The organism is Aneurinibacillus sp. UBA3580 (assembly GCF_002375825.1).
Taxonomy (GTDB): Bacteria; Bacillota; Bacilli; order Aneurinibacillales; family Aneurinibacillaceae; genus Aneurinibacillus; species Aneurinibacillus danicus.
The window spans coordinates 32,410-44,862 of the sequence record NZ_DFMZ01000069.1; the positions used below are offsets into that span (position 1 = coordinate 32,410).

At 49.4% G+C, this 12,453-nt stretch carries 11 protein-coding genes; 8 read left to right on the forward strand and 3 right to left on the reverse strand.

Translation table 11 applies throughout. The features are described 5' to 3' along the window. Positions 1–20 precede the first annotated feature (20 nt). Entirely contained in the window at positions 21–800 is a 780-nt protein-coding gene (pdaA, locus tag B2899_RS10700; protein WP_146809372.1) for a delta-lactam-biosynthetic de-N-acetylase, read from the reverse strand. Between the two features lie 357 nt (positions 801–1,157). Here pdaA and helD point away from each other — a divergent pair, with 357 nt between their 5' ends. The 5 genes from helD (at position 1,158) to B2899_RS10725 (ending at position 7,905) form a co-directional block, all read left to right on the forward strand. Beyond that, on the forward strand, positions 1,158–3,521 hold the full coding sequence (gene helD, locus B2899_RS10705; protein WP_286885694.1) for an RNA polymerase recycling motor HelD: 2,364 nt from the start codon (positions 1,158–1,160) through the stop codon (positions 3,519–3,521). A gap of 87 nt (positions 3,522–3,608) precedes the next feature. Next, on the forward strand, positions 3,609–4,751 hold the full coding sequence (locus B2899_RS10710; protein ID WP_286885697.1) for a glycosyltransferase family 4 protein: 1,143 nt from the start codon (positions 3,609–3,611) through the stop codon (positions 4,749–4,751). 337 nt (positions 4,752–5,088) lie between these two features. Then, complete coding sequence (locus B2899_RS10715) at positions 5,089–5,610, forward strand: helix-turn-helix transcriptional regulator (RefSeq protein WP_146809369.1); 522 nt, start codon at positions 5,089–5,091, stop codon at positions 5,608–5,610. An 18-nt stretch (positions 5,611–5,628) separates the two neighbouring features. Beyond that, on the forward strand, positions 5,629–7,125 hold the full coding sequence (locus tag B2899_RS10720) for a phytoene desaturase family protein (protein ID WP_146809368.1): 1,497 nt from the start codon (positions 5,629–5,631) through the stop codon (positions 7,123–7,125). A 282-nt stretch (positions 7,126–7,407) separates the two neighbouring features. After that, on the forward strand, positions 7,408–7,905 hold the full coding sequence (locus B2899_RS10725) for a metallophosphoesterase family protein (protein WP_146809367.1): 498 nt from the start codon (positions 7,408–7,410) through the stop codon (positions 7,903–7,905). Between the two features lie 56 nt (positions 7,906–7,961). Here the strand turns inward: B2899_RS10725 and map are convergent, their stop codons facing one another. Then, a complete protein-coding gene (gene map, locus B2899_RS10730) occupies positions 7,962–8,708 on the reverse strand; it encodes a type I methionyl aminopeptidase (RefSeq protein WP_286885707.1) in 747 nt (248 codons plus the stop codon). 242 nt (positions 8,709–8,950) lie between these two features. On the opposite strand from map, the gene B2899_RS10735 reads away from it, so the two are divergent. The 3 genes from B2899_RS10735 to B2899_RS10745 all read left to right on the forward strand — a co-directional run bounded on the left by B2899_RS10735 (position 8,951) and on the right by B2899_RS10745 (position 11,626). Then, a complete protein-coding gene (locus B2899_RS10735; RefSeq protein WP_146809366.1) occupies positions 8,951–9,544 on the forward strand; it encodes a DL-endopeptidase inhibitor IseA family protein in 594 nt (197 codons plus the stop codon). A gap of 175 nt (positions 9,545–9,719) precedes the next feature. Next, a complete protein-coding gene (locus B2899_RS10740; protein WP_246147260.1) occupies positions 9,720–10,844 on the forward strand; it encodes a UDP-N-acetylmuramoyl-tripeptide--D-alanyl-D-alanine ligase in 1,125 nt (374 codons plus the stop codon). Then, the gene (locus B2899_RS10745) at positions 10,841–11,626 is read left to right on the forward strand and encodes a D-alanyl-D-alanine carboxypeptidase family protein (protein ID WP_286885702.1); all 786 of its coding nucleotides are present in this window, start codon (positions 10,841–10,843) and stop codon (positions 11,624–11,626) included. Before B2899_RS10740 ends, B2899_RS10745 begins: the two co-directional genes overlap by 4 nt. Here the strand turns inward: B2899_RS10745 and B2899_RS10750 are convergent. Beyond that, on the reverse strand, positions 11,616–12,453 hold an 838-nt coding region (locus tag B2899_RS10750), incomplete at its 5' end, for a sigma 54-interacting transcriptional regulator (RefSeq protein WP_286885705.1). The genes B2899_RS10745 and B2899_RS10750 overlap by 11 nt on opposite strands.

The window sequence follows — 12,453 nt, forward strand, 5'->3', positions numbered from 1 at the left end:
GCACCGCCCGCGAGTTTTTCTTACTGGCTTTTTGGCTTCAATTGTTCCAGGCTTTTAAATTCATACCCTTGTTTTCGCACTTCATCGATGATTTTTCCCAGGGCTTCCGCGTTATCTTTAGAAACAGAGTGAAGCAAAATAATCGCACCCGGGTGAAGCTGGGACATGAAACTGTCGTAGGCGTATTTCCAGCCCCGCTGAGCTCTGGTGTCCCAATCTTTATAAGCAAGGGACCAAAAAACATTTGTATATCCAAGCTGTTTGCTTACCGCAAGCATCCGCTCGCTGAAAATTCCCCTTGGGGGACGTAAAAAAAGAACCTCTTTTTGCCCGGTAACCTGTGTTACTGCCTCGGTCACTTTTTCCAGTTCTTCTTTTATCCGGCTATCCGAAATCTGGCTCATATCCGGGTGGCTCCAGGAATGATTTCCGATAATGTGTCCTTCCTTCACCATTCGCTTCAACAATTCAGGCTGATCGTTGACGTAATGCCCGGTAACAAAAAAGGTGGCGGGTACTTTTTTCTCTTTTAGCGTATCTAAAATCTTAGTCGTATATCCGTTCTCGTAACCGTTGTCAAAGGTGAGATAAAGCTCTTTCTTTGTCGTATCTCCTAAAAAAATGGCCCCGTGCTTTACAAGGATGTCTTTAAATCCTTCTTCATCGATGGAAGGCAGTTGACCGTTTTTACTCTTTTTGAAACCGAAGTGGTAAGGAGTTTCCCGATATCCCTCCGCGGAGTAAAACGGCAGCAAAGAGGCAAGCAAAACAAAAGCGATAAGGACGCTGAAGCGTTTCATGAGTAGACTCAACTCCCTGATATGTAACTTTTTACTGGAATCAACAGAAGTATTTTTCCAATAAGAATAGGAAGTTATGTGTTTCCGCTTAAAATATTCGTGAAAAAGAGCGGGATAATGTTTGAAAGGAGTGAGGAATACAATAAAAAACGGAGGCGCTATGCGTGCCTCCGTTTTGCGTATGTTCTTCGGATACAATACACATATTGAACTTCATATAACCCCATGATAAAATGAGGAATGGTCAATAAGTTTTTATTATTTTTATACAAATATTATCCGATATTATAATATCATAAAAAAATACTGATGTCAAACCTATTGACCATAGAAATTTTTATAGATAGGAGTGGTCCCATGAGTAAGGCGGAACAGGATTGGCAGGAAGAGCAGCAGCGGGTCGACCGAGTGATCGATTTCATCGGAGAAAGAATGGCCGTTCTTCAGCAGCAGGTCGGCGAGATAAAAGCAGACGTTGTAGATATCCGTAAGAACTTCTGGGATGATGTGACTGCCAATTTCGAAGATGCGGTGGAGGCGGCGGAAACTGCTGCGAGCATCAAACAGCAGGCCGAAGTGCTATCGGAGAGGGAGCGCAGCCACCGGCTTGCCCACAACCAATTGACGACACTGGCGCGCCTGAAACGGTCGCCTTATTTTGGGCGAATCGACTTCAAAGAAGACGGAGAGCCGGGAACGGAACGCATCTACATCGGCATCGCTTCCCTTCTCGATGAAAACAATGAAGACTTTCTTATCTACGATTGGCGTGCGCCGGTGTCCAGTCTGTATTATGATTATCCTCCCGGACCGGCGCAATACGAAGCGCCTGGCGGTACGATTACCGGGGAGATGGAACTAAAGCGGCAGTACGTGATTCGTGAAGGCATCATCCGCAGCTTGTTTGACACGGGCGTAACTATCGGCGATGAATTGTTGCAGGAAGTGCTCGGCAAGCAGGCAGACTCGCAGATGAAAAGCATTGTAGCTACGATTCAGAAAGAACAAAATCAAATTATCCGCAATGAACGCAGCCGTTTGCTCATCGTACAGGGCGCAGCGGGCAGCGGCAAAACCTCGGCTGCTCTGCAACGAGTCGCCTATTTGCTGTATCGGTACCGTGAGACGCTACGGGCAGAGAATATTGTCTTATTTTCTCCGAATCCTATGTTCAACAGCTACGTCTCCACCGTCCTCCCTGAACTCGGAGAGAAAAACATGCAGCAGACGACGTTTCAGGAGTATCTGGAGCTCAGACTGGGCAGAATGTTTCAGCTTGAAGACCCATTTGCGCAAATGGAATATACGCTTACGGCTGTGAATGAGCCCGATTATGCGGCACGCATGGAGGGAATCCGCTATAAAGCTTCCGGCGACTTCATGCAGGTGATTGAGAGATATGTCGAGTTTCTCGGACACGAAGGCTTGATTTTCAAAGATATAAAATTCCGGGATGAAGTGCTTGTTTCGAGAGAACGCATCAAGGAAGAATTTTATGGGTATGATTCGTCCCTGCCGATTCCGAATCGTATGAAGCTGCTTGTCGATTGGCTGCTTGCAGAGCTGAAGGAGCGGGCACGCCTGGAACGAAGCAAACAGTGGGTAGAGGACGAGATGCAGTTGCTCGACAAAGAAACCTACGCAAGGACTCATGAGAAACTCCAGCGGAAAAAAAGATACACGGAGGACACGTTCGATGATTTCGAACGCGAACAAAAGCTGCTTGCCTCCGTAATCGTACAGAAACACTTCAAGCCGCTGCGTAAACGGGTGAAACGTCTTCGCTTTATCGATATGTCTGCCATCTATCGGCAGTTATTTGCTGATTCAGCCCGTATTCTTCCCTTCACCGCTGATGGAGGGCTGCCGCAGCACTGGGCGGCAATCTGCACGCAGACAGTGGAGCGCCTCGACCGATCGGAATTAGCATACGAAGATGCAACGCCTTACCTTTATTTGAAAGAGCGGATTGAAGGGTTTGAGACGAACACATCGGTCCGTCATGTATTTATCGATGAAGCGCAGGATTATTCGGCGTTCCAGTTCGCCTTTATTAAACGGCTTTTTCCACGCAGCAAAATGACGGTGCTCGGCGACTTGAACCAGGCGATTTATGCCCACACAGAGACCAGTACCGGATTTGCGCCGATGTCTTCCTTATATGACGCCGAACAGACGGAGACATACGTATTGAAGCGCAGCTATCGTTCGACGCGTCCGATTGTTGAATTCACACGCGGATTCATTGAAGGCGGAGAAGAGATTGAGCCGTTTAACCGAGAAGGAAACAAACCTACTGTAACGCAGGTTGTTGACGAAGACGAACTTGCCGCAAGGGTTGCAGATCGCATCCGAGAACTGCAGACCGCCGGATACCGGACGATTGCGGTCATCTGCAAAACCGCTCGGGAAAGCAGGGAGGCGTATGAAGCGCTGCATAATGATATACCGCTTCGTCTAATCGGAAAAGAGACATCTTCTTTCGAGGCCGGTACGCTTGTCATTCCTTCTTATTTGGCCAAAGGTGTCGAATTCGATGCGGTTATCATTTATAACGGTTCAGAGGAACAGTATGGAAGGGAGGGCGAGCGCAAGTTGTTTTATACCGCTTGTACCCGGGCGATGCATGAACTGCACATTTATTGCATCGGTGAGATGAGTCCGTTCATCTCCGCCGCCCCTTCAGATACGTATGTGAAGGAAAAAATAGGCATGGAATAAAAGATTCCAACTCATTTTCACTCACTTTCTGCTTCTGTACAAGAATACGATGTATTGGAGTATAGCAGCGAGAGAGGGGGAAGATTTTTGCGCATCCTTGTTATTTTGCCGGAGCAGCTGCCGGTTCCGCCCATTCTGGGCGGTTCGGTAGAGACCTGCACACATAACATTTTCCGCAGAATGGCCGAGAAGGAACAAGTGACGCTAATCAGTCGGGCCCACCGCAACCTGCCTGCCCAAAGCGTATATGTGAACGGCAATTATCATATTATCCGCATTCCGAAGCGAAAGCGGCTGGATTATATCCGCGCCGCGCTCCGCCGGGTCAGACATCGTTCCTTCGATATAATCCAGATTGAAAACCGTCCTACGTTTGTGCCGTATGTCCGGAAGATGTTTCCGCATACGCCGATCGTATTGTCCCTGCATTCCCTAACGTTTATGTCGGCGCTGGATCGGAAGCGGGCGAATGCGATTTTACACAAGGTCAACGCTGTTACGTCCGTCGTTTCGTTTGTATCGCGTACAATGAAGAAACGGTATCCGGCTCATGCCCACAAATTCCATACCTGCATTCTTGGGGTAGATACATCTCAATTCCGCCCTTTTTCTTCAAGTGAGAAAGAGGTATTGCGGAAACAGTGGAAGGTGTCCGGCACATTCAACGTACTGTTCGTAGGCCGGATTGTTCATGGAAAAGGACTGCATACGCTTATACGGGCCGTTGCCCGCGTGAAGAAGAAACACCCGCGTGTTCGGTTGATTGTCGTCGGCGCCTCCTGGCCCGGTGTCAAACGGCAGACTCGTTATATGAAGCAGGTGCGCTCGCTGTCGCGTAAACTGCGTGTACCTATTCGCTTCACGGGTTATATTCCGCCGGCGCGTGTTCACCGCATGTATCACCTAGGGGATGTGTTCGTCTGTCCGACGCAATTCCGGGAAGGGTTTGCCACCGTTAATTCGGAAGCCATGGCCTCCGGAATCCCGGTGATTGCGTCCAATCGGGGCGGCATCCGGGAAGTAGTCGAGCACGGGGTAAGCGGGCTGCTGATTCGTGACTACAAAAGTCCGACCGCATTTGCCCGTGCCATTATGCGGGTAAAAAGCTCTCCCGAATTGGCCGCACGCTTGGCCAAAGGAGGCCGCCGGCGCGTGAAAGCGAATTTCAGCTGGATAAGTACAAGCAGAAGATTAAAAAAGGTATATGCCCGTATACAGCGCCATCCTTAAAATCATAAAGAGAAAGCAAAGAACCCGGATATGCCGGGTTTTTTGCTTAGTGTAGGAAAGTATGTGTTGCTTTATCACTATAAAGCGACACATACTTTCCCTCCATCTGTAAACCAGGAAAAACTCGCGAGGTGTGTGCCGACCTTTGCTTTTTCCGTGTGGAGCATGTGGCCCGAAGGGAGAAAAAGACCGGCAACGTCCGCGAGTTTTTCTCACGTGAATAAGAGGGACTGTGTGCTTCTTTTGCTATTCATTCAAAAAAATTTGATCGTTTGGTTGTGTTTTTATAAATAATATATATATTAATAATATGAATATATATAAGTGAGGTATAAAAATGAAAGGAAGAGACGTAATTCTAGGGCTATTAATGAAATGTCCTATGTCGGGATATGATATCAAGCAATCGTTCGAATCGATATTTTCTTATTTCTTTGATGCCAGCTACGGCACAATTTATCCGACACTGAACCAACTAGAGAAGGAAGGGTACATCATAAAGGAAACGGTGATTCAGGAGGGAAAGCCCAATAAGAACCTTTTCTCCATTACTGAAAAAGGGCGGGAGCGGTTCCGGGATTACCTGCAGAGCCTGATCGAGCCGGACGTGGTACGCTCTGATTTTCTGATGCGTCTATACTTTGGTGAACATGTCGGGAAAGAGCGGGTTACGGAATGGTTGGAACAGGAAAAGACAAGGACGCTCGCTTCCCTTGCCAGACTGGAAGAAGACTATAGAGGCTGGAAGGAACATATGACGCCTTCCCAGGAAGCATGCGTCCGTATTGGCATTAGTCATTATCGAAGCCACCTGCAAGCGGTCGAAGACGAGCTGCAGAAGCTTAAAGAAAGTGAATAAAGGGATGGAGGAAGAAGAATGGAATTATATGATGTACTGGTTATCGGGGCAGGCGTAGGAGGTCTTGCGTGCGGTGCCCGCCTGTCCAGGCTGGGATACAAAGTTGCCGTGTTCGACCATCATTATGCAGCCGGCGGATATGCGACTAATTTTAAACGTAAAGAATATACGTTTGATGTCGCGTTGCATGGTGTAGGCGGATTGGGAGCGGGCCAGAGTTTCCATAGGATTCTTGACGCTTGCGGCGCGGCGGACCGAATGATTCCTCTCCCTAAAGAACATCCTTATTCCATCCAGACTCTTCAGCAAAGAATTGATATTCCGAAGCAGGCCACAGAATATAAACAATTGCTTATCCGCATGTTTCCTGATGAGAAAAGCGGCATTGATTCATTGTTTGCCGCTATTTATCGGCTGCACGAAGAGATGAGCTTTTTACAAGACCCGGACGTTCCGGGCTGGAAAAAAGGAGCACTTTTTCCGCTTCGCTGCAGGCTGCTGATGAAGTGGTCCGGACTGACAACAGAGCAGGTGGTAAGACAGTATGTAAAGTCGGATGCATTTTTTAACTTTTTTACCGCGCTATGGGGGTATTACGGGCTTCCGCCTTCCCGGCTCTCTTCGCTATATTTCTTCATTCCGTGGACTGGCTATCACATTGAGGGAACGTATTACATAAAAGGCGGGGCACAGGCTTTCTCGGATGCCCTTGTGTCGGTCATCGAAGAGCACGGCGGTAAAGTGATGCTGCGCCGCGAAGTAACAGAGATTTTGTTGGATAATAAAAAAGCGTATGGCATCCGGATAAAGGACGGAACAGAATATAGAGGAAAGTGGGTCGTCTCCAACGCCAGCCCGGCACACACTTTAGGAAATTTAATCAGGGAACACGAATGCGGCATGCGATACCGGAAAAAGCTGTTGACGAAACGAATCGGTCCTTCTCTTACTCAACTGTATATCGGCCTGTCCTGCCATCCTGAAGTGCTTGGTATCGACGCTGAGGACCTGCTTTTTCTGGAAGAACAGGATCATGCGAAAGACTATGAGAATTGTATGCACGGATTGTATGACAAAGCCAATTTCGGGCTTACCAACTACAGCAAGATGGACGCCGCTTTGAACGCGTATGAAAGAGGTGTAATTACTGCCACGTTAATCGATGATATCCGGAACTGGCCGGAAGAGAAAGAAGCATACCGGTGGAAGAAGAAGGAAGTAACGGATATTTTCCTGGATCGGCTGGATGGTTATTATCCGGGTTTGAGAGAAAAAGTAGTGATAACCGAGCTGGGAACTCCCCGTACAATGATGCGGTATACAAAAAATCCTGAGGGGGCGGTATATGGCTTTGCGCAAACAGTGGCTCAATCCGGCATAAAGCGAACGTCCAGCAGGACGCCGATATCCTGCCTGTCGCTTGTCGGAGCCTGGACACAGCCGGGCGGCGGTTTTCAGGGGGCGGCGACATCAGGTTTTATGGAAGCGGAAAGAATCCACCGCAGGTTGCAATGATGAAAGCCAGAGAATATCCTGCACCCCCTTTAAGGATTTTCTTCATATTTGGTACGAATTTAAAAATTTGTAACAGAAAATTACTTAGTTTAGCATATGAGTTATGTTATAAATAAGGGTAAAGGTTTCATCGGTTTGAGCGCAGATAAGGAGGAAAATAAAGTGGAAGATAGAGTAGAAAAAGCTTCTGTTGCAAAAAAAGTAATTATCGGTGCATTCGTTGTGCTGGATGCTATTATGATCGTCGGCACTATTTATGTTGTGCTGTAGACAGAGGATAAGATGAGAATCGGAGTCGTTTCGGATACCCATATACCATCACGGGCAAAGCGGCTGCCGCCTGCGCTTATGGAAGGGTTGCAGGAAGTGGATATGATCCTGCATGCCGGTGACTTTACTTCATTGGACGTCGTGAAAGAATTAGAAGCGATCGCGCCGCTGGAGGGCGTGGCAGGCAACAATGACAGGGAAGACATTCTGGCCCGGTTTGGCCGCAAGAAAGTGTTGGAATTAGGCGGATTTCGCATTGGTCTGATACACGGGGACGGAAAGAGCAAAACCACGGAGCGCAGAGCCTGGGACGCATTCGCCGGTCAGAAGGTGGATGCGGTTATTTTCGGACATTCACATGCGCCTCTTTTGCGCTGGCATGAAGGCGTTCTGCTGTTTAATCCAGGCTCGCCGACCGATAAGCGGCGCCAGCCCGAGTTTTCGTACGGCATTTTGGAATTGGGAAAGACGATTGCCGCACAGCATTATTTTTATCGATCTAAAGTATAGAGAATACAAACGCCTCCTCGGAGATTATCCGGGAGGCGTTTGTATTTCACAAGGGCTTACTGCTGTGTTAAAATCAGCGGACCGTCTTTGGTAATGGCAATCGTGTGCTCGTATTGAGCCGCCAGACTGCCGTCGAGCGTGCGCGCCGTCCAGCCGTCGTCTTCGACGTACATGTTGTACGTGCCTGCAGTGATCATCGGCTCAATCGTAAACACCATACCTTCCTTCAGACGGAATCCTTTGCCGGGCTTTCCGACATGGACAAAGGAAGGAGCCTCATGCATGGACTGTCCGATACCGTGTCCGAGCAGGTCGCGTACGACCGAGAAGCCGGCGTTTTCGGCGTGGGTCTGGATGGTGCTTGTTACATCGCCGATTCGATTGCCCTCCAGTGCTTTCTCGATACCTAAGTCCAGGCATTCCTTTGTCACGGTCAGTAAACGTTGCGCTTCTTCGGAAATGGTGCCGACCGGATACGTCCAGGCCGAATCGGCCAGCCAGCCGTTCAGATTCACGACCATGTCAATGGTAACGATATCTCCGTTTTTCAGCGGCTTTTTGCTTGGGAATCCGTGGGCGATGACATCGTTGACGGAAGCGCAGGTCGCATAGGGAAAGCCGTTGTACCCTTTTTGCTCCGGTGTCGCATTATGTTTTTTAAGGAATTTTTCCGTAAAGCTGTCGATTTCCAGGGTAGTGATGCCTGGTTCAATCATTTTTGCGATTTCGCGGTGGCAGGCGGCCAGAATTTCTCCGGCCTCTTTCATTAGAGAAATCTCCCGTGCTGTCTTTAAAATAATCATATAAAACGTGGCGCATAAACCCATCGCCTTCAGACGTGGGAGGAAGCGCCGTCCCTCCTTCATTTTATTTATTTTTCATATTATTTGATCCGAAAATTGTAGGAGTATTAGCTAATAACGTAACCTTATTTTATAAAATTATAAAGATGTTTAGAAAGACAAGAAACTGCAACCTAACCGGACTCTGTTATCGTCATAAAGAGGGAAGGAAAAATTGAAAAGTGAAATAGGGGGAAAAACATATGAAACAGACAGACAAGAAACGCTATGTATCTATGTTGCTCGGAGGCGCAATCGGTATCGCTTCGCTGCTGGCTCCACTTGCTCCTGCCGCATCCGTCGCTGCAAGCCCTGTACCTGCTTCGTCTTCAACCTGGAAATCGACCACAATGAATGAAAAGACGGCGGTACGGCTTGTGACGGAAGCGGTGCAGCGTCTGCGGCATGTACAGCAGGGCGGAGCGCTGCAGGGTAAGATTAGCACCTTTATGTATAAAGGTAAGGAGTACCGTTATCTCGGCAAAGACATTGATACGAAGAAGGAATATCTCGCTTATCTGCAAAAAACGTTTACTCCTTCTGTAAGCGAAGCGCTGTATAAACAGGCCGGTCTTATTGTGTATAAAGGACGGCTTGCCCAGGTGAATGCGGACGGCGGTGACATGCGCCAGTGGGGAAATGCGCAAGCGACGTTTGTTAAAGGAGCAAAGTGGAACAAAGAATACGAGTTGAAAATTCCGATGGGTGATAAAACCAATCCTTCGTTTGCGACTGTACGCGTTAAACTTCTCTACCTCAAAGGAATAGGCTGGCGGGTTGCAACCGTCATTAAATAAAAGCAAGCAAGGAAACCGAAACTGTTGCAAATATGCGATGGTTTCCTTCGTATTCTTTTCCGTTTTTGCAAAAAGCGAAAAGAAAAAGCGGTCCAAGAGAGGCTTTCCTTTTCTCCTTTTGCTGCATACATTGTCTTGAACGGATCACGCAGCAGGGAGAAGAGGAGGGGTTTCATTGCCTAAAACCGTAATGTTAAGCAAACCGGTGATTGCCGTCACCGGAAGTGCGGGAAAAACAACAACCAAAGAGATGATTGCGTCGATTTTGCGGCGCAGATGGCGCATTTTCGCTTCGTACCGGAGCTTTAACCAGCATACATGTTCAGCGGCCAATGCGAAGCGCATTCGTCCGTTCCACCAGGCGGCGGTGCTTGAGTTCGGCATGGGAGCACGCGGTCAGATCAGAAAGCACTGCCAGTTTATTCAGCCAAACATGGGTGTCATTACAAACGTCGGAACGGCCCACATTGGAAATGTGGGGGGGAATGTACAGGGGATCGCCCAGGCGAAATCCGAGTTGATTAAGTATATGAAGCAGAGTGGTTATTTGGTGCTTAACGCAGACGATCCGAATTCGAAATTGTTGGAAACCGAAGACTTCCAGGGCACAATCGTTACGGTCGGCGTTAGAGAGGAAGCGGATTTCCGGGCGTCGAATGTTCGCTACGAGCGGAACGGCATGAAGTTCGATGTGAAGCTAGACCAAGAAACGCACTCATTTTACATTCCCATCTACGGCGACCATAACGTATACAACGCATTGAATGCGATTGCGATTGCGCATGCGCTCGGATTTACCGCGCAGGAGATGAAAGCGGGTCTTGCGTTCTACAAGCGTACGCCGCACCGTCTGAACGTTTTCCGTTATGCGAGAGGCATTACATTGATCGACGATTCATGCAGCGCCAATCCAAACGCGGTACGTGCCGCCCTCGAGGTACTTACAAAAGTGGGGAAAGGGACAAAAGTAGCTGTGCTTGGCACCATGCTGGCGATGGGCAAGTATTCGACGAAGGCGCACGCGGAAGTCGGCCGGTATGTGGCTGAATCAAAAGTTGATTATTTGTATACGTACGGCAAGAAGGGGCGGATTATCGCATCAAGTGCAATTCGAGCCGGATTTCCGGCGAAGCGGGTACGAATATTTGAGACCGAGCAGGGCTTACGCCGCGCGCTTCTCCGGCGTCTGGAATCCGATACGACCATTCTGATTAAAGCATCCCATAAAATCGGCCTGGAAAAGACGGTCGATTATGTTAAAAAACAGGCTCGGCGCAAAGGGCTGAAGCAGTTATCATGAGCGCGTCAAAAGCGGGAGCACCGCCTGTACTTACAGCGAAAGCGGCCTGCTTAATCGAAACGGAGGACGGACGCGTACTATGGCAGAAAAATGCGGAACAAGCGCTTGCCCCTGCCAGCATGACCAAAATGATGACGGCCCTCCTCATAATAGAGAAGAGCATGCGTGGAGAGATAGCGCTGACGGAGCGAGTCCGGATCAGTCGCCGGGCTGCAGCCGTACGCGGATCGAATATGCAGCTTCGGGCTGGCGGGATGGTTACCGTACAGGCGCTTTTGACCGGTCTTTTGATCGCCTCGGGCAACGATGCGGCTATAGCACTTGCCGAATACGCATCCGGGAGTGTGCCCGCCTTTGTGAACGAGATGAACGAGCGGGCTGCCCGCTTAGCGCTTGCGAACACGCGGTTTCGAAACCCGCATGGACTTTCCGTGCCGGGACATTACGCAAGCGCATACGACATGTGCGTGATCGGAAGGGAGCTTACGCGATATCAATATATTCTGCGCATCACATCCCGCAGACGCGCAAGCATAAAACGACACGGCAAACCTGTCGTCCTGCTTCGTAATACAAATTCGCTGCTGGGCATCCATGCGGGAGTGGACGGACTGAAGACCGGCTATACGCCGCAGGCAAAGTACTGCCTGTGCGCGACTAAGCCACATCCACGGTTTGGCAGGCTCATCGCCGTCGTCATGGGCCTTCCAACAAAAAGAAAACGAAACCGTGAAGCGTCGGCGTTGCTTTCCTACGCAAATGCTGTAGATGTTAATCGCTAAGCGTAAATCTCATGCCGTATTTCCGCAGCCGATACTGTAGGCTCTGTCGGCTGATGCCAAGCTCGCGGGCCGCGCGGGATACATTGTTGCCGTTCTTTGCGATAACATGGCGAATGTACTTTTTTTCGAATGCGGCCAGCTGGCTTTTTAAGTCCTGTGGTACATGAGTAAAGTTGTCCTGCGATGCGCTCGTCTGTAGTGCCGCACTCAGTAGAGAAGACATCTCTTCCGTATTCGCATGCGCGGCCGTCGCTTCGTCCCGGGACAGATGCAGCAGCTTGCGGCGGATATGGTGCGGCAGATGCTGCATGCCGATTTCGGTTTCATCGGTGATAAAGTTCATCGTTCCTTCAATCGCATGCTCAAGCTCCCGTATGTTGCCGGGCCAGCTATATTCAAGGAACGAATGCAGCACCTCGGGCTGTATGCGCTCGATGTTCATATCGAACAGCCGATTATATTTCCGGATGAAATGATAGGCCAGCAGTTCGATGTCCTCTCTGCGCTCTCTCAGCGGCGGAATGAAGAGGGTAACGACTCCAAGTCGATAATATAAGTCTTTGCGTAGACGGTTTCCCGCGATAGCGTCAATTGGATCCTCATTCATTGTGGCGATAATGCGCACGTCGATCTCCATATCCTTGGTATCCCCGATCCGGCGAATTTTCTTCTCCTGCAGAGCTCGCAGCAGCTTGGCCTGCAGAGGGGGACTCATCGAGTTAATTTCGTCGAGCAGCAGCGTGCCGCCGCGCGCCTGTTCGAACAGACCGGGACGTTCGACGGCGCCTGTGAATGCGCCGCGTCGTGGACCGAACAACAGCCCTTCA